This window comes from Rhodoferax sp. GW822-FHT02A01 (assembly GCF_038784515.1).
Taxonomy (GTDB): Bacteria; Pseudomonadota; Gammaproteobacteria; order Burkholderiales; family Burkholderiaceae_C; genus Allorhodoferax.
In genome coordinates this window covers 5,414,501-5,431,592 of the sequence record NZ_CP152376.1, presented here as the reverse complement: position 1 = coordinate 5,431,592, position 17,092 = coordinate 5,414,501, and the positions used below count along the sequence as shown (strand labels likewise).

Sequence of the window (17,092 nt, the reverse complement as noted above, 5' to 3'; positions counted from 1 at the left end):
TGTTTCCAATCAGAATTTGAAACGCATGCCAACGCCGACTTCATCAGCAGATTTGGCTCCACCGGCTTGGGCAGCCAAATAGGTATCGGTGGTGTTCAGATGGTCAAAGGCGGCATAGATTTCAGTGGCTGAATCCAGGTGGTAAAAGACCGATCCGTAAACCGTGCTGCGATTGCCACTGCCTACCGCCGTAACGCCACTTGCATCGGCGAACGCATTCAGCACATAACCGGAACCGTTCAATCCGGCGTTGTTGGCCGTCATGACCTGGTATCCCAATTCGTAGTCAAAGGCGCCTCCAGGAGTCAGTTTGGTGGAAAGGGTCCAGGCTGAGTCCTTGCGGTCACCAACTGCGCTGGCTTGTTGGGCCGTGTAGTTGTAGTAGCCGGCGTTCAGCTTCACCAAAGGGTTGATCTGAATGGACCCGCCAACTGAATAGCTCTGGTGCGTAAGATTGGCCACATTGGCACTGGTGGCGAATCCGGCGACCGTGAACATATCGCCGTTATAGGCAAGCGAAGCGGTTCTGGAAGTTCCAGTGTTGAAACTATCCGGTACACCACCAAAGGAGTACTGCAAACCAGTCACGAATCCGTTGGAAAACGCCTTCTTCCAGGTAACGCCATTGTTGACACGTGTACCGTTGGCGCTACCCGCGTAAAAGATCAGCTGTTTGAAGTTGTTGTTGTTTGAATAACCGCCTTCTTCCAAGCTTGCCTTGGCCGGACCATACGCATCACCGTAAATGGCAGAAGCTGCTGGGTCGCGACCCAGTGCGTTTTGGCGACCAAAGGTGAGCTTGCCGAGCGACTTGCTTTCCAGACCGAGCCATGCGTCGCGGTTGAAGAGAACTCCCGGGGTATCCATATTGCCGGTTTCGGATTCGAATTCGCTTTCCAAACGGAAGATGGCCTTCAGGTCGTTATCGCCGCCCAGTTGGCGTGCACCTGTAATACCCCAACGATTACCACTAAACCATGCCACGTCAGGCGATGTGGTGGTGTGTCCATTGGCGTTCTTGTTGAAGAGCGTTATATCAATCAAGCCGTACAGCGTTGCGCTGACAGGTCCGCTGTTGAAAGTCAGTGCACCGGATGTATTGGGCTTTGCCGCGGGTGCTGCCGCACTGTTGCTGGCTTTGGCGCTCTCAGCGGCAGCTTGTGCTTGTTCCAGGGCGGCTTGTGCCTGCTTGGCCGCGGCTTGCGCTTGGGCGGCTGCGGCCTGCGCCTGAGACAGCGCTTGCTGAAGTTGTTCGTTGCTTTGTGCATGCGTGGCCATGGATGCCATGCCCAGTGCTGCGCTCACCAAAATAAGACGTTGTGCTTTCATCAATCGGGTCTCCTATAAATCATTAAATGTCGTCAAAGCCAAAAGGGGTGACGCAACCAGTCAATGCGCGCAAGTGCTGTTAACACCTGTGCTGACCAATCGAAGGGCAATGTATTTGGGGCCTGCTTTCAGTCCGCTTTCAGTCTGTATCGACTAGGGAAAGTACTGAGGACATCTGTCATGTGTCATCTCGGCGATATCATGGAAGCCATGAGAATCCTGGTAGTTGAAGACAATGAAGACCTGGCGCAGTGGCTGATTCGTGCGCTACGTCAGCAACAGTACGCGGTGGACTGGATCAACAATGGGCTTGATGCAGACTATGCGCTGAAGGCGGAAACCTACAACATCGTGATCCTGGATTTGGCCTTGCCCAAGCTGAGTGGTACCGAAGTGTTGCGCAGGCTCAGAAGCCGCAATGATTCCACCCCTGTGCTGATCTTGACGGCCAATAACTCTATCCAGAGTCGTGTTGGGGAACTCGACCATGGTGCCGACGACTACGTGGCCAAGCCCTTTGAAATGGAAGAACTGGAGGCTCGAATCCGCATGCTTCTGCGGCGTAGCGCAGGTCACTCCAATCCGGCTATCGCCTGCGGAAATCTAAGTTATGACACCAATAGCCGTGAGTTTGCGATTGCACATCAGCCCTTGTCTCTTACGCCGCGTGAACGAGGTGTCTTGGAGATTCTGATGCGCAAAGAGGGCAGCACGGTATCGAAGGCGGCGCTGGCACAGAGCATTTTTTCCTTGAGCGATGAGACCTCGGTGGATGCCATTGAAATTTATGTGCACCGTCTGCGGAAGAAATTGGATTCCAGCAATGTGCGCATTGTCACGTTGCGCGGCCTTGGCTATTTGTTGCGCGCAACCGGTCATGACACGTAGTCTCAAAGGCAAGTTGCTAACGTGGGTGCTTTTCCCTTTGCTAGGGGCTGTGGGCCTGAACATGTGGGTCAACTATCGCAGCGCAGTACAAACTGCCACCGTAGTTCAGGATCGACTGTTACAGGGATCTGCGCGCATCATCGCAGAGCAGATTCGATTTGAAGACGGGTCATTTCAACACTTGATTCCGCCTGCCGCACTTGAACTGTTTCAGTCGGAAGATGTGGATCGGATTTTCTACAAGGTCACCGTTGAAGGCGGCCAATTGCTGTCTGGATACACCGATCTGGCGCGACCGGAAGTCACTGCTCCACAGGATACGCCCTTCTTTTTCAACAGCCAGATGCGTGGCAAGGACGTACGAGTCGTGGCACTTTGGCAGCCCGTCATTGGCAATCCGACTGCAGCGCCAGCGGTGGTAGAGGTTGCGCAGACCACCAATGCAAGACAGCAACTGATTCACAAGCTTTGGCTTCAATCGGTAGTTCCACAGCTTTTCATTCTGGCAATGACCATGGTGCTCATCGTGTTTGGGTTGAACCGTGGATTGCTGCCTTTGCGCCGCCTGCGTGACGTGATTCATTCACGCAAGCCGGGTACGCTCGAGCCCGTGATTGCGCATGAATTACCCAACGAATTGACGCCGCTCGTGGACTCGCTGAACGACTACATTCGAAGATTGGAGGAGCACGTCAATACCCACGAAGTATTTATACAGAATGCGGCGCATCAACTACGGACTCCATTTGCAGTGTTAAGTACGCAATTGAGCTATGCCATGCGCAACAGCCAGGGCGTTGGACATACCGAATCCCTGGCCGCGGCCAGGCGCACTTTGAGCCGTGCCATTCGATTGGTAAATCAGCTGCTGTCGCTATCGCTGGCGCAGACGCTGGATCAAAACAAGGACGGAGCTAGTTCGGAAACTACCCAACTGACGGTAGTTGTGCAGGAGGTGCTTGAGAATCTCGCAGGGCTGTCACAGGAAAAGAACATCGATCTGGGATTCGAGGATCATGGAGATGGGGCGGTCGTGCAAGGGCGTTCCCTGGTGATCAGTGAAATGGTGATGAATCTGGTGGATAACGCCATTCGCTATACCCCAAGCGGTGGTCATGTAACGGTTCGTCTTCACTCGACGCAGGACACAAGCACATTGGTAGTGGAGGACAGTGGACCAGGAATTGCTCCTGAGCTACGGGAAAAGGTCTTCGAACGATTCTTCCGCATTGACAACCACGACTCGCAGGGAAGTGGCCTGGGATTGTCGATTGTTCGAGCCTTTGCCGAGCGCACTGGCGCCAAGGTTTCTCTAGATACCATTGCCAATGGAAGTGGGCTGAGAGCCTGTTTGCAGTTTTGCAATGCGCAGGTTTAATCACTGTGCCCAATAGGGCTGCGCTCATGGTCTGATACCTGCAACCAGATCCATATTTACGAGCTTTTGCCTTGGCGTGCGGCCGGAGTGACCAGCTTCATTTGCTCACGTTGCGTGCGGCGTCCAGCGGGTAAGTTCCACCAGGCGCTCCAATGCAAATCCTCCCAAGACGGAGTTTCCTTTTGCGTCGAGCTCCGGCGCCCAGACTGCGATCGTTCCGATGCCGGGTGCCACCGCCACGATGCCTCCACCCACTCCGGTTTTCACTGGAAGCCCGATGCGGTAGGCATAGTCTCCGGCCGCGTCGTAGGCACCACAGGTGAGCAGCAGGGCGTTGACCCGGCGGGCATCATCTGCATTCAGGAACTGCGCATTTGCTTGCCCGCTCTGGCCCAGGTTGCGACCACTGTGGGCGAGGAACATGGTGGCTTGAGCGAGCTGAACGCAGTTCATCTCAACGGCACATTGCCGACAATAGTTGTCCAGCACCAGTTCCGGTGCGTTGTGGAAGTTCCCACAACTCTTCATGAAATAGGCCATGGCCATGTTGCGGTGTGAGGTGCCACGCTCTGATTTGGCAACCTCGGTGTTCCAGTTGAGCATGGGTGCATCGGCCAACTTGCGCAGTGCACCCAAAAGTGCGTAGTCCAGATGCGCGTAGTGGCTGGTCAAAATGTCCGTTATAACCAGTGCACCCGCATTGATGAATGGGTTACGCGGGATTCCGTGCTCCGTCTCGAGTTGCACCATGGAATTGAAGGCAGCTCCAGAGGGTTCGCGGCCGACCCGCTTCCAGACATCATCGCCAATGGCCTTGAGTGCAAGCACAAACGTGAAGAGTTTGGAGATACTTTGCAAGGAGAATGGAACGTTGGCATCGCCCACCGAACAGGTTTGCCCATCAGTGAAGGCCACTGCGATGCCAAATTGACGGGGATTGACCTTGGCAAGGGCAGGTATGTAGCTTGCCACCTTGCCTTGGCCAAACAGGGCGCGTGCTTCATCGCTAATTTGTGCAAGTATGTCCTGCATGTGGGATGGCTCCGTCGTGCGATTGTTCCTGCTGGATTTGTTCATCGCGCGGATTCTAAGATTGCCGCCGCACCATGTATGCACGAAACACATTGCGCAGATGCGCAATGTGCATTTGTGGAGTTGGTGATTTGCCTGTTCGACGCTAGCCCCCTGGCTAGTAAGCAGGAGCTAGATGATCGGCCATTGAATAGACAAAGGCTTGCTGCAGACTCGCAGCGATTGGTGCCCCCCTTGGGTTTGTGTCAAACACTCCGCCGTTTCGCAACCTTACGCTGCAACCGCAACCCTCGCAACGCGACGGCGCCCGTACAGCATGAAGACCGAGGCCAGACCGCAGGCTGCGGCAAAGGTCATCCAGTAGCCGGGCGCCGCCTTGTCGCCGCTGACCTCAATCAACCAGGTCGACAGCATGGGAGTGAATCCGCCAAATATGGCAGTCGCCAGACTGTAGGCCAGCGAAAAGCCTACGGTGCGCACATGGACCGGCATCACTTCTGTGAGTGCAACCACCGCTGCGCCGTTGTAGCTGGCGTACATGAAGGAGAGCCACAGTTCGGTCACCAGCAGGTTCTCAAAGCTGATGTTGGCCACCAGCCAGGACAGGATGGGATAGGCAGTCAATATGGGCAGCAGGGTAAAGGTCACCAGAATTTTCTTGCGTCCCACCTTGTCTGACAGCGCGCCCATGACGGGCAGCCAGAAAAAGTTCGACATACCGACACAAAATGTGGTGAGCAGGCTGTCGGCAGTACTGAGCTTGAGCACGCTCTTGCCAAAGGTGGGTGTGTAGACCGTGATCAGGTAGAACGACACGGTGGTCATCACCACCATCATCATGCCGGCCAGCACGATGCGCCAGTTGGCACCGATGGATTGCAGGATTTCCTTGAAGGTAGGATGGTGCTTTCGCGCCAGGAATTCATCGGTTTCCTGCAGTGAGCGACGGATTACAAATATCACCGGAACGATCATGCAGCCGATGAAGAATGGCACGCGCCAACCCCATGCGCCAATTTGGGCAGGAGTCAGCCATTGGCTCAGCAGGTATCCGATGATGGCTGAAGCCATGATGGCGACCTGCTGGCTCGCGGACTGCCAGCTGACATAGAAGCCTCGGTTGCCAGGGGAGGCCATTTCGGACAGGTAGACCGATACACCGCCGAGCTCCACGCCGGCAGAGAAGCCCTGCAGCAAGCGGCCAATCAGGACCAGAATGGGCGCAGCAATGCCTATGGTCGCGTAGCCGGGCACAAAGGCAATCAGCACGGTACCCAGAGCCATGATGCCCAGCGTGACGATGAGCCCCTTGCGGCGCCCGATCCGGTCTATATAGCTGCCCAGAATCACAGCCCCCAGAGGCCGCATCAGAAAGCCGGCCCCGAATGTGGCAAAGGTCAGGATGAGCGACGCATACTCGTCATTGCTGGGGAAAAAGGTTTTGGAGATGTAGGTGGCGTAAAAACCATACAGAAAGAAATCAAACATCTCCAGGAAGTTGCCGCTCGTCACCCGCAACACGGTTGACAGTCTGGATTGCGCAGGTTTTTGGATATCTGTCATGGTGACCTCATTCAGTGTGCTGTGGAAGCGGCGGGCGTGAGGCCGGTCTTCCGGATGGTGGGGGCTACCTCGTTGGATGTGAGGTAGTCGATCAAAGCCTGCGCTGGCGCGTGCTCTTTGGAATTGGCCACGATGCCGGCAGAGAATGGCGTGAGTTGCTGTGTTTCTTCGGGGATCTCACCGATGAAGTCAATTCCTGGAATCGGCAGCAGTTCGCTGACCTGCTGGAAGCCAAGATCCGCCTCGCCGCGTGCCACTACCTGTGCCACGGGTTCGGCCGGGATCATGCGACTTTTGCCCTTGATTTGGTCAGCAATACCCAGGCGTGGGAACAAGACTTTCGAGAGGTACTCGCCACTCGCGCTGTCGGAGTAGGCAATGGAGCGCGCATTCAGCAGAGCCTGTTTCAGACCCTCCACGGTACTCACATTGGGCTTGGCTGATCCCGCAGGCACTGCGACGCCAATCTTTGAGTTGGCCAGCAGGCGGTGGCTGGTATCTTCGACGCGGCCTTGCTGGACAAGCTTGTCCAGGGCATCGCCCACCATGATGACCACGTCTATTGGCTCTCCGCGCTCCAGACGTTTGGGGATTGCGCCGCTGGTCTCACCCATCGATGGACCCCACACCGCGACCAGTTTGTGTCCCGTGCGCGCTTCAAAGCCGGGAGCCAGTGCGCGATATGCAGCGGCAAATCCGCCGGAGCTTGCCACATGGATTTCGTCTGCAAAACCAAGTGACACCATTGCCGGTGCCATTGCCAGGAATAGAAGACGCGCCGTGCGTCCACGCTTGAGCCCAAGTTTCATGTCATCTCCTTTTGTGCTTGTATGTGGCTTGGGGGCGGATGATGCGTGGCCGCAATTGAAAACACAATTGCATTAATTTGATATATTGATGTGTTATGCGCATTAATACAGAAATCGGCGAACTTCAAGCCTTCCTAGCGGTTGCCCAGAAGTCCAGCTTCCGGGCGGCGTCAGAGAGTCTGTTTATTTCGCAGCCAGCCTTGAGTCGGCGTATTGACAAGTTGGAGAAGGACTTGAAATGCCAATTGCTGGAACGAACCACGCGCAGGGTGTCCCTGACCGATGCCGGGCGCCAGTTTTTGTCCCATGCGCAAGCGGTCATCGATGAACTGGAGCGTGCCTACCAGGGCTTGGAAGCCAGAGCGGTCGCGCGCACCGGCAAGGTGACCATCGCCTGCGTTCCCTCGGTGGCCAATCATTTGCTTCCATCGGTCCTAAAGGACTTCGCCAGGACCTATCCGTCTGTGCGTGTCAAAGTGATCGATGAAAGTGCGCAAACAGTGCTAGACAGCGTACGGGAAGGGCTGGCAGATTTTGGCTTGAGCTTTCTTGGAAGCCAGGAGGCTGAACTGGACTTTACGGCCATCCGGGCAGAGCGCTATGTTGTCGTAGTCCCCAAGGAGCATGCATTGGCGCGGCGCAAGACAGTCGCTTGGCGGCAGCTTGAAAAGGAGCCTTTGGTTTCCGTCTCCAGCACCAGCGGCAACCGTTTGCTCATAGACAGTGCTTTTGCAAAAACCAGCAAGAGACCGACCATCCAGTATGAAATCAACCACGTCACGGGGGCCATCAATCTGGTGGCTGCCGGACTGGGCATTGCCATCATTCCGGGCCTGGCGTTGGATGCCCAGCTTCACCCCGGACTCATGGGCGTGCCATTGGTCGACCCGGCCATCACGCGGACCCTGGGCCTGATCGTGCGCAAAGGGGACAAGATCCACGACATGGCGCGGGTATTGGCCGACACGCTGTCAGCGGCCATTCGGGACTCTTAGCTCTTGGGTGACAGTCGTGAGAGGGCAATGAAACCCTTCACTTCCATCAGCCCCAGAGGCACGACCAGCCCTTAGTGCTTCATCCCACAGAACTTCCCAAACGCAATGCCCTTGCATGCGGCCAGCAGTGCGCCTTCGCAAACCTCATCAGGCTTGCCGGATCGCAGGCACTTGGCAGCTTCGGTGTGGGCGGCGGCAATGCGTTCGTGCTTGGCAATGTCGTCCAGCGTCTCCTGGCTGAGTTCAGGCGTTGCCGCGAATGCGTGCGCCGACAGGGCCAACGAAGCGAAGATCAGAAGCCAGGATTTCATAGTTCACCTTGATTGAAGAAGTTCCAGAACACTTACACGGTAGGCGCCCACTGCCGGCAGGATGGCTGCGGCCAGTGATACGCCGCAAGCCATTGCGGGCACCCACAGCAATTCGATGGGCCAGACCATGCCACCAATCAGCAGCGAGTTGTCGAGCTGCAGCATCCAGCCGATCAGCGCGGTGAGCCCCTGACCGGCGGCCACGCCTATCACGGCCGACAGCACGCCCAGCCATAGCGCCTCGCCCATCAGCAACGCAGCAATCTTGGCCGGTGGTGCACCCAGCATGCGCAGCAGAGCCAGGTCTGAGCGGCGCTCACGCACGGCGCTCCACAATGCAATGAACACGCTCAGGCCCGCGGTCAGCAGCAGCACGCCGGCAAAGGCGCGCAGCACGTCGGTGCCAATGCCCAGCATGTTGAGTAGGCGCGATATTTCCACGGCGGGTGCGGCGGCCTGCATCTCGGTGGTGGTGTTGACCATGCGCGGGAAGCTCATGGCGGCCAGCGGTGTCTTGTACTGGATGAGGGCCATGGTGACTTCGCGCTCGTCTTCCATGATCTTGCGGTCTTCGTCGTCCACAGCGGTGTAGTCCTCGTGCACCTTCCACACCGATGCGGTGTCGGTCACGATCAGACGGTCGATCACGGTGCCGCTGGGCTGCAATATGCCGACTACGGTGTAGGGGTGGTCACCGTGCAAGTGGCCGCCAGCGCCCAGACCATGCGAGCCCACAAAGGTGTTGCCCACCTGGATGCCGAGCTTGCGGGCCACGATGGAGCCAACCACCACCTGCATGGGCGCGTCCCAGGTGCGCCCCTGTGCCAGCGTGGCACCGTAGTGGTCCACATATTCATGCGAGCTGCCCACGATGCGAAAGCCGCGCAGGTTGTCCCCCAGGCTGATGGGGATGACAGACGCCACCATCGGGTTCTGCTGCAGCGCCTTGACCGCCTTGAGCGGTATGTTGCCCGGTGGCACATCGATATGGAACACGCCGCACAGAATCAGCTGCATGGGGCTACCCTTGGCACCCACCACCACGTCGATGCCGGCCAGGTCCTTGTCAAAGGCCTTGTTCAGTTGGAAGCTGACCAGCAGCAAGAAGGTGATGGAGGCCAGGCCCAGGCTGAGCAGCAGCACGTTGAGCGACGCGCCCAGTGGGCGGGACCAGAGGTAGCGCCAGGAGAGTGCAATGGTCTTCATGCTGCGGCACCTTCGGTCTGGCGGGTGAGCTTCAGGGCGGTAAAGCCGGGTTGTCCGTCGGGTGCGGGCTGGATCATGGGTGCAACGCGCCCGTCGTGGGTGGCAATCACCAGAGTGGCGCCGAATTGCCTTGCGGTCTGTACCAGCATTTCCACGGCTGAGGCGGCGGCTTCATCATCCAGGCTGGCAGTGGGTTCGTCGGCCAGTATCACCTTGGGTTGCAGAAGCACGGCGCGCGCCAGCGCCACGCGCTGCGCCTGGCCACCGGAGAGTTGCGAGGGTTTGCGTGCGCCAAGGTCTGCCACGCCCAGGGCTTGCAGCGTGGAGCGGATGCGGCTCGTGTCCTCTGCCTGACCGGCGGCCCACTGGGCCATGGCCAAGTTCTGCGCTACCGTGAGCGCTGCGCTCAGGTGCAGCTTTTGCGGCAGAAAGCCGATGGTGGTCGCGCGCCAGGCATCGGCGGCTACACCACTGAGATTGCCCAGCGCCTGACTAGCCACCGTGAGGCTGCCTGCGCTGGGCTTGACCAGTGCGGCGACCAGCGCGAGCCATGTGGATTTGCCGCAACCCGAGGGGCCGCTGAGCAACACGACTCTGCCTTGCGTCACGTCGATGTCGGGAAACTGGATAGGGCTGCTGCCCGGATAGCTGTATGTGAGGTTGGAGGTCTGTATCACGAGGCAGCTCCGGTGGCGCAGTCGGCACAGACGCCACGTACGGCAAAGTCCATGCTGTAGCCCTGGTAGCCCAGTGCGCGCAGGGCCTCCAGCGCGTTTTGCGCGGCGCGCTCCAGGTCGTTGGCACTGGCCTTGAGCGCTCCGGCCAGAGGGCTGTCGCGGTGGCAGCTCTGGCACTCGAAGTGGGGGATGGCATGCACGCTGGCGGGCATGGCCTGGAAGCGCCGCACGCGGTTCACATCCACGCGGCACAGCAGCAGGCCGACCTGGGTCAGGCGATCAATCAGCCGGTACAGCGTGACGCGGTCCAGCTCGGTGGATACGTCTTCCGTCAAGGCCGCCAGCAACTGGGCATGCGTGTAGCTGGTATCCGGATGTGCCAGAAACCAGCCCAGCACCAGGCGCCCGGTGGCGGTCTTGCGCAAGCCGTGGGCGCTGAGCAGGGCGTCGATGGGGTCTTCGGCTTTGGCGGGCGGCTTCAACTTGGTCATGGCGGGAATGTAAAGTAACGCAACAAAGTTGCGTATAAAAATTAAAGCAACATATTTGCGTTAGACTTTAACGCAATTTGATTGCAATTCTATGAATCTGCCTCCGGATATTTATCAAGCCCTTGTAAAGATCGTCTCGTAATGAGCTCTAAACCCTTGTCTTTCTTTCTCCGTGCGCCTTCGTTTCTGGCCTGGCCAGCCTGGTTGCGCATCGCGGCGGTGGCGCCGCTGTTGATGCTGTTGTGGCTGGCCGTGAACTGGGCGAATGCGCCGCTTGCACCATGATCCGTCTGGACAACTTGTGTGTGGGCTACCGCCGCCAGACTGCCTTGCAGCAAGTCAGCGGTTTTTTTGCGGCGGGCTCGCTCACTGCGGTGATGGGCCCCAATGGGGCAGGCAAGAGCAGCTTGCTCAAGGCCCTGGTGGGCGCCTTGCCTCTGCGCTCGGGCATGCTGCAACTGAGCGTGCCGATCAGTCGAGTCGCTTATCTGCCGCAGCTGGCGGAGATAGACCGCAGTTTTCCCATCCATGTGCGCGACTGCGTCATGCTGGGCGCATGGGGTGCCGCAGGCGCTGTGCGGCGTATCGATGCCGACCTGCGTGCACGTGTGGACCAGGCTTTGCATACCGTGGGTCTGGAGGGGGTGGAGCAGCGCGCTATCGGAACGCTGTCAAGCGGGCAGTTGCAGCGGGCTTTGTTTGCGCGGCTGCTGGTGCAGGATGCGCCGCTCATCCTGCTGGATGAGCCCTTCAACGCCGTAGATGGCCGCACCACGCAAACACTGCTGGAGATCGTGGCGCAGTGGCATGCGCAGCAGCGCACCGTGGTTGCCGTGATCCATGATGAAGTGCAGGCACGCCTGCACTTTCCACAAACCCTGCTGCTGGCACGCGAGGTCGTGGCCTGGGGCAAGACTTCGGACGTTCTGCAGGACGTGCATCTGCAGCGTGTACGCCGCCTGGCGGAATCCTGGGAATCCGATGGCGCCGGTGCAACCCACGAGGGCGCCTGGGGAACGCCAAGGGCGGTGGGCGCATGACATCCATGGTCCAGAGTCTGTGGGATTTGGCGGTCGGCCCGTTTGCCGAATTTGCTTTCATGCGTCGCGCGCTGGTGGCCAGCATGGCGCTCTCGATGAGTGCTGCGCCGCTGGGCGTGTTCCTGACCTTGCGCCGCATGAGTCTGTTGGGGGACGCGCTCAGCCACGCGGTGTTGCCGGGCGTGGCCATGGGCTTCATGCTGTGCGGGCTGTCCTTGTCCGCCATGGCACTGGGGGGCGTGTTGGCTGGGATTGCCGTGGTGGCGGTGGCAGGCGTGGTCAGCAATGTCACCACGCTCAAGGAAGACGCCAGTCTGACGGCCATGTACCTTGTCGCGCTGGCTCTGGGGGTGGTGTTGATTTCTCGCCAGGGCAGCCAGCTGGACTTGCTGCACATCCTCTTTGGCAGCGCGCTGGGTGTGGATGGGGCGGGCTTGCAGTGGGTGGTTGGCGTTGCCAGCCTCAGCCTAGTGGCGTTGGCCGTGCTCTACCGGGGGCTGGTGCTGGAGAGCTTTGATCCGCTGTTTCTGGCGGCCTCGGGGCGCCGCGGCTGGCTATGGCAGCAAGGCTTTCTGATTCTGGTGGTGCTGAACCTGGTGGCAGGCTTCCAGACCCTGGGCACGTTAATGGCGGTCGGCCTGATGATGCTGCCCGCCGTGTCCGCCCGGCTCTGGCATGACAGCCTGCCAGCACAACTGGTCAACGCCAGTGCGCAAGCGATGGCTGCAGCAGCCAGCGGGTTGCTGCTTTCCTACCACTTCAACACGCCCACAGGCCCCACCATCATCGGCTGTTGCGGCGCCTTGTATGGGGTGTCGCTGGTCCTGGCGCCGGGTGGCTGGCTGCAACGCGCCGCACCGCTACGGGCGCGACCGGCCTGAGCACGCTTTTCTTCTTTTTTCAACAATCTCTATTTGGGTGATATCCATGAAACGTCTTTCGCAATGGCTACTGGCGCTTGCCGCCTTTGTCTTTCTCAACGCCTCTGCCCTGGCGGCGGGCAAGGTTCAGGTCACCACCAGCTTCAGCGTCCTGCAGGACTTGGTGCAGGTGGTGGGGGCAGACCGGGTGGAGGTGCATGCCCTGGTTGGACCGGATGAGGATGCTCACGTGTTCGAGCCCAAGCCCACACATGCCAAACGCATCCTGCAGTCACAACTGGTGGTCACCAACGGTCTGGGGTTTGAGCCCTGGATGGCCAAGCTGGTGAAGTCTTCCGGCTACAAGGGGCTGGTGGTGCAAGCCTCGGACGGTGTGACTGCACGTACCATGCCGGCTGAAACGGGTGGTGGAGTGGAGACCGACCCGCACGCCTGGCAGGACCCCACCAACGTGATTCTGTACGTGCGCAACATTGCAGCGGGACTGTCCAAGCTGGACCCCGATGGCGCTGCCATCTACCGTGCCCATGCGGAGAGCTATGTGGCCGAATTGCAGAAGCTCGACACCTGGGCCCAGGAGCAGATTGCCACCATCCCGGCACCCAAGCGCAAGGTGATCACCAGCCACGATGCGTTCGGCTACTTCGGTGCGCACTTTGGTGTCACCTTGCTGGCACCCCAGGGCATTTCCACCGAAGCCGAGCCCAGTGCCAAGGGCGTGGCCAAGCTCATACGGCAAATCAAGCAAGAGCAGATCAAGGCCGTGTTTCTGGAGAACATGAGCAACTCCAAGCTGATCACCCAGATCGCCAAGGACACCGGCGTCATCCTGGGGCGTCCGCTGTTTGCCGATGCGCTATCCAAGTCCAACGCCGAAGGTGCCAGCTACCTCCAGCTGATGCGCTACAACGTCAAGGCCCTGGTGGAAGGCATGCAGATGAATTGAGCGTCAGCGTTGCTGTGCAAACTCGACTGCGTCAGCAACGCTCCAGAACATGCGCTGCTCCTGGCCCAAACCTGATGGGTCCCAGTTGGCCAGCAAGCTGCGCACGGTGGTCTTGGCTCGGGCGATGTAGAGCGTGGTGCCCAGGGACTTGAGTTGCTGATCCAGCTCCACCAGGCAGTCCACCGCGGTGCTGTCGAGGTCGCCGCTTTCCTCCAGGCTGAGGATGACGGCTTTCACGCCTGGCCGGGCACGCAGCAACTTGCCGATCTCGGCGGTGACGCGCTCGGCGCTGGCAAAAAACAGGGGCTCCTCCGGGCGCAGAATGAGCAGCCCCGGTTTTGCGAGGGCACCTTGCTGCACATGGATATCGACAAAGTTGCGTGAGCTGCCCAGCTCCCCCAGCTCATGTACCACGGGCTGGCTGAAGCGGTTCAATGCAATCACGATGGACAGCCCCACCGATGCCAGCATGCCGTCCAGCACGCCCAGAAACAGCACGGCCAGTGCCGCACCCACCAGCAGCACCCGGTCGCGGTTCATACGCCAGAGGCTGATCAAGGGCTTGATGGACAGCGCATGCCACAGCGCACTGATGACGGCCACGGCCAGCACGGGTCGGGGCAGGTAGTGCAGGGCGGGCAGGGCAAAGATCAGCGTGGCAAGCACTGCCACCAGCGCCACGGCGCCGGATTTTCTGGAAACTGCGCCGGCAGCCGCATTGGCCGAGGTCGCGGAAAAGCCGGCGCCCACTGGCATCCCATGCAGCAGTGCGGAGGCTGTATTGCACGCTCCCACCACCAGCAACTCGCGGTTGGCATCCAGCGTGTCGCCATGCGCAAGTGCCATGGGACGCATGCTGCCCCAGGACTCGGCAAACACCAGCATGACCAGCCCGAATGCCAGTTCACCAGCGCGCATCCACTGGGGCATGCTCAGATCAGGAAAGCCAAACTGCAGGGTAACCGCCTCTATGGCGCCGATTTCCTGCACCCCCAGCGCCTTCAGGTTCCCCAGATAGGCCGCCGCAATGGCCAGCACGATCACCAGCAGCGAAGCGGGAATCTGCGGTTTGCGATGCAAGGCAGCGATGAGCAGCGTAGCGGCCACGGCAATGGCCACGCTGGGGCCATGCCAGAGTTCCATGTGGCCCAGCGTGAAGTACAGGACATGGACCGGGTCCGTGACCAGTTGGGCCGGTAATGGAAAACCGAATGCGTCGGGCAGTTGCTTCACCGCAATGGAAATTGCCAGGGCAAAGGCAAAGCCCTTGAGTACCGGGCGCGAGATGAAGGACGACAGTTGTCCCTGCTTGGCAAAGGCCAGCAGGATCAGCATCACGCCACACAGCAGCACCAGTGCCAACACGGCCTGCACATAGGCCGCGCCATCTTGCAGTACGGTGCTCCCGCTTACGGACACGGCCGCCGCTGCAACCAGTGTGGCCGTGCTGGACGTCGGGGAAACAATGGCAAAGCGGCTACCGCCAAAAAGCGCATAAAGCGCCAAACCCACCAGCACGGCCGTCAGGGCGTGCGTCACCGGAAGATGGGCCAGGCCTGCGTAGGCGACCGCTTCGGGCAGCAGCAGGCCGGCTACGCACAAGCCGGCAACCAGGTCGCGCCAGCGTGGTGCGGGCTGTGCCACCACCTCAGCTGGAGTGGACATCGAACTCCCCACGGTCGTAGGCCTGGTTGAACAGAACGGCGTCCTGGCGCACCTGCTGGGCACAGCGCTTGGCGCTTGCCAGCAGCGGCGAGCGCCATGCCTTGCGTTTACCAAAGGCGATCAATTCGTCCGCACCGGCAGAGCCTTGGCGGGCACAGGTGCGCAGGTGGGCCCAGGCAACCATCTGGCCCATGGCATGGATCAGATCTTCCTGCCCACCGGGTGCCAGTGTGGACTCCGAAATGCGGATGCGATCTTCCGAGGGTTGCAGGGCGCGCAACACGTAGGAGGCCTTTGCATCTTCAATGGAATTCAGGAAGGCCATGGGCACGGCCTGTATGCGCTGCTGCAGTGTCACCACCCTTTGCCCCTCACTGGGCCAGCGCGGCTGTTTTGTCTTCAGATACGGAGTGAGCGAGGAAGGCACCGCGCGCTTGAGGTCCAGCAGGTAGTTGCCATCCACGCCGCCCTTGCCCTGCACCAGCACCATGTAGCGCTCCAGACCCAGGCTGCCGGTTCCCGCGATGCGTCGCGCCACGTCCAGCACGCGGTAGAAGCCTGGAGTGGACAGTGTTGATGCATACGAGGAGATGAGTGCCTTGACATGCTTGCGCTCCTGCGCGCTCGCTGGCAGGGCCTTCTTGCCGTCCAGCCGTATGGCGCGCTTGCCCCCACGGACATCGGTGCGCGTGTCCAGAAACGCGCTGCGTTTGCGCTCACGCAGATCGGATAACAAATGATGAATCGGGCCCGTGGCTGTCTCGCGTTCCAGCCAGTAGGACTTGCCCAGGCTGAGCGCCTCGGCATAGGCCTGCACAAAAGCCTGGCACAGCACTTGCGCCCGCTTGGACTTGAGGCCTGCGTCCATGGCGCCGATTTCAATGCTGGCCAACATGCGCACCAGATCCCAGTTGGCTGGCGCCAGTGCGGCTTCGTCGAAGTCGTTCAGGTCGAAATAGACTTGGCCGTTGCTGCCCTTGTAGCTGCCGAAGTTTTCCAGATGCAGATCGCCGCAAGCCCAGACCAGAGGCGCATCCTTCAGCCGCTCCTGCGTTGCAAGCCGCTGGTAAAACAGGTGGCAGGTAGCGCGCAAAAAAGCGAAGGTGCTGGCGCGCATCTTCTGGTACTTCATCGCCAGGCGCTGCGGGTCGCGCCCTGCGTTGAAGCTCCTGATCTGGACCACGGCGTCAGTGGCCATCTTCAAACGCAAAGAGAGTCTCCGTTCACGGTGCAACCTTGAGCGTCTCGCCCATGCTTTGCAGCGGGCCAAGGGGGTTGGTGCGCTGGTCGGAGGTTTCGATCTTGGGTTGCCCGTCCCATTGCTTGTAAACTACCTTGTCATCAATGACGACGATGAGCGCTGAAAACTTCCAGCCGGTGGTCACCGTGTTGCGTCTGAAGTTCAGAAAGTCCAGCAGAAAGCTGCCTTCGCGTTTCTGGTCAATCTTGCTGGGCTCCATCAGATAGCCCACGCATCCCTCCTGCACGCGCATGCAGTCCACAATGCCCTTGGGGATGGAAGCTGAATCCTGCAGAGGGGATGGCAGGACCGCGTTGACCACCTGCGCCTGGTTCAGCACCTTCATGTTGGCTGTCTTGTAGGGGTCGAATCCCAGCTCGCGCACCGTCTGCATGGTGGTGACAAAGGGCGTGATCTGGTCGTAGCTGCGCTTGGCACCTTCAAAATCCGACCAAGGCGTATTCACCGCCTGCTTGGCCGAGGGCAACATGCTCGAGCAGGCGCAGATCTGGAGTGACGTCAGTATCAGTAGAAGTTTCTTCATGATGGATGTCCTCTGCGGGCAGTCTACACTGCTCGCAAGGCCGGGCTCGTATTCAAAATTGCCAGAGCTGGAGCCTTTCACGTGACAAACTGATCAA

At 59.5% G+C, this 17,092-nt stretch carries 18 protein-coding genes; 7 read left to right on the top strand and 11 right to left on the bottom strand.

What is annotated here, in order from left to right; all coding sequences use genetic code 11:
- Nucleotides 1-9: 9 nt before the first annotated feature.
- Nucleotides 10-1,329 carry a porin gene (locus tag AAGF34_RS25625; protein WP_342618537.1) on the bottom strand — a complete coding sequence of 440 codons (1,320 nt, stop codon included), beginning with the start codon at nucleotides 1,327-1,329 and terminating at the stop codon, nucleotides 10-12.
- A 210-nt stretch (nucleotides 1,330-1,539) separates the two neighbouring features.
- On the opposite strand from AAGF34_RS25625, the gene AAGF34_RS25620 reads away from it, so the two are divergent.
- Nucleotides 1,540-2,217 carry a response regulator gene (locus AAGF34_RS25620; RefSeq protein ID WP_342621183.1) on the top strand — a complete coding sequence of 226 codons (678 nt, stop codon included), beginning with the start codon at nucleotides 1,540-1,542 and terminating at the stop codon, nucleotides 2,215-2,217.
- Nucleotides 2,207-3,595 carry a sensor histidine kinase N-terminal domain-containing protein gene (locus AAGF34_RS25615; protein WP_342618536.1) on the top strand — a complete coding sequence of 463 codons (1,389 nt, stop codon included), beginning with the start codon at nucleotides 2,207-2,209 and terminating at the stop codon, nucleotides 3,593-3,595. The genes AAGF34_RS25620 and AAGF34_RS25615 overlap by 11 nt, the downstream gene beginning before the upstream one ends.
- Nucleotides 3,596-3,700: 105 nt before the next feature.
- Here AAGF34_RS25615 and AAGF34_RS25610 read toward each other — a convergent pair whose 3' ends face one another.
- The 3 genes from AAGF34_RS25610 to AAGF34_RS25600 form a co-directional block, all read right to left on the bottom strand.
- Nucleotides 3,701-4,627, bottom strand: a complete 927-nt coding sequence (locus AAGF34_RS25610) for a glutaminase (protein ID WP_342618535.1) — start codon at nucleotides 4,625-4,627, stop codon at nucleotides 3,701-3,703.
- A gap of 270 nt (nucleotides 4,628-4,897) precedes the next feature.
- Nucleotides 4,898-6,190: an MFS transporter gene (locus tag AAGF34_RS25605; RefSeq protein ID WP_342618534.1), complete on the bottom strand. Its 1,293-nt coding sequence runs from the start codon at nucleotides 6,188-6,190 to the stop codon at nucleotides 4,898-4,900.
- Between the two features lie 11 nt (nucleotides 6,191-6,201).
- Nucleotides 6,202-6,999, bottom strand: coding sequence for a substrate-binding domain-containing protein (locus AAGF34_RS25600; protein ID WP_342618533.1), 798 nt, complete (start codon nucleotides 6,997-6,999; stop codon nucleotides 6,202-6,204).
- A gap of 95 nt (nucleotides 7,000-7,094) precedes the next feature.
- On the opposite strand from AAGF34_RS25600, the gene AAGF34_RS25595 reads away from it, so the two are divergent.
- Nucleotides 7,095-7,994, top strand: coding sequence for a LysR family transcriptional regulator (locus AAGF34_RS25595; protein WP_342618532.1), 900 nt, complete (start codon nucleotides 7,095-7,097; stop codon nucleotides 7,992-7,994).
- A gap of 71 nt (nucleotides 7,995-8,065) precedes the next feature.
- Here the strand turns inward: AAGF34_RS25595 and AAGF34_RS25590 are convergent, their stop codons facing one another.
- Genes AAGF34_RS25590 through AAGF34_RS25575 form a run of 4 tightly spaced genes read right to left on the bottom strand, consistent with a single transcriptional unit; the run spans nucleotide 8,066 to nucleotide 10,679 of the window.
- The gene (locus AAGF34_RS25590; protein WP_342618531.1) at nucleotides 8,066-8,305 is read right to left on the bottom strand and encodes a hypothetical protein; all 240 of its coding nucleotides are present in this window, start codon (nucleotides 8,303-8,305) and stop codon (nucleotides 8,066-8,068) included.
- Nucleotides 8,306-8,308: 3 nt separating this feature from the next.
- Nucleotides 8,309-9,511: an FtsX-like permease family protein gene (locus AAGF34_RS25585; RefSeq protein ID WP_342618530.1), complete on the bottom strand. Its 1,203-nt coding sequence runs from the start codon at nucleotides 9,509-9,511 to the stop codon at nucleotides 8,309-8,311.
- Complete coding sequence (locus AAGF34_RS25580; protein WP_342618529.1) at nucleotides 9,508-10,188, bottom strand: ATP-binding cassette domain-containing protein; 681 nt, start codon at nucleotides 10,186-10,188, stop codon at nucleotides 9,508-9,510. The genes AAGF34_RS25585 and AAGF34_RS25580 overlap by 4 nt, the downstream gene beginning before the upstream one ends.
- The gene (locus tag AAGF34_RS25575; protein ID WP_342618528.1) at nucleotides 10,185-10,679 is read right to left on the bottom strand and encodes a Fur family transcriptional regulator; all 495 of its coding nucleotides are present in this window, start codon (nucleotides 10,677-10,679) and stop codon (nucleotides 10,185-10,187) included. The genes AAGF34_RS25580 and AAGF34_RS25575 overlap by 4 nt, the downstream gene beginning before the upstream one ends.
- 156 nt (nucleotides 10,680-10,835) lie before the next feature.
- Here AAGF34_RS25575 and AAGF34_RS25570 point away from each other — a divergent pair, with 156 nt between their 5' ends.
- The 4 genes from AAGF34_RS25570 to AAGF34_RS25555 are packed head-to-tail and all read left to right on the top strand — an operon-like array spanning nucleotide 10,836 to nucleotide 13,546.
- A complete protein-coding gene (locus AAGF34_RS25570; RefSeq protein ID WP_342618527.1) occupies nucleotides 10,836-10,964 on the top strand; it encodes a hypothetical protein in 129 nt (42 codons plus the stop codon).
- The gene (locus AAGF34_RS25565; protein ID WP_342618526.1) at nucleotides 10,961-11,719 is read left to right on the top strand and encodes an ABC transporter ATP-binding protein; all 759 of its coding nucleotides are present in this window, start codon (nucleotides 10,961-10,963) and stop codon (nucleotides 11,717-11,719) included. The genes AAGF34_RS25570 and AAGF34_RS25565 overlap by 4 nt, the downstream gene beginning before the upstream one ends.
- Nucleotides 11,716-12,600, top strand: a complete 885-nt coding sequence (locus tag AAGF34_RS25560; protein ID WP_342618525.1) for a metal ABC transporter permease — start codon at nucleotides 11,716-11,718, stop codon at nucleotides 12,598-12,600. The genes AAGF34_RS25565 and AAGF34_RS25560 overlap by 4 nt, the downstream gene beginning before the upstream one ends.
- 46 nt (nucleotides 12,601-12,646) lie before the next feature.
- Nucleotides 12,647-13,546 carry a metal ABC transporter substrate-binding protein gene (locus AAGF34_RS25555; protein WP_342618524.1) on the top strand — a complete coding sequence of 300 codons (900 nt, stop codon included), beginning with the start codon at nucleotides 12,647-12,649 and terminating at the stop codon, nucleotides 13,544-13,546.
- Nucleotides 13,547-13,549: 3 nt separating this feature from the next.
- Here the strand turns inward: AAGF34_RS25555 and AAGF34_RS25550 are convergent, their stop codons facing one another.
- From AAGF34_RS25550 to AAGF34_RS25540, 3 genes are read right to left on the bottom strand one after another with little or no spacing between them, the layout of a single operon-like run.
- On the bottom strand, nucleotides 13,550-15,211 hold the full coding sequence (locus tag AAGF34_RS25550) for a SulP family inorganic anion transporter (RefSeq protein ID WP_342618523.1): 1,662 nt from the start codon (nucleotides 15,209-15,211) through the stop codon (nucleotides 13,550-13,552).
- Nucleotides 15,195-16,409 (bottom strand): DUF2252 domain-containing protein, encoded by a 1,215-nt coding sequence (locus AAGF34_RS25545; RefSeq protein ID WP_342618522.1) that lies wholly within the window; start codon nucleotides 16,407-16,409, stop codon nucleotides 15,195-15,197. The genes AAGF34_RS25550 and AAGF34_RS25545 overlap by 17 nt, the downstream gene beginning before the upstream one ends.
- A gap of 25 nt (nucleotides 16,410-16,434) precedes the next feature.
- The gene (locus AAGF34_RS25540; protein ID WP_342618521.1) at nucleotides 16,435-16,995 is read right to left on the bottom strand and encodes a hypothetical protein; all 561 of its coding nucleotides are present in this window, start codon (nucleotides 16,993-16,995) and stop codon (nucleotides 16,435-16,437) included.
- Nucleotides 16,996-17,092: the final 97 nt, after the last annotated feature.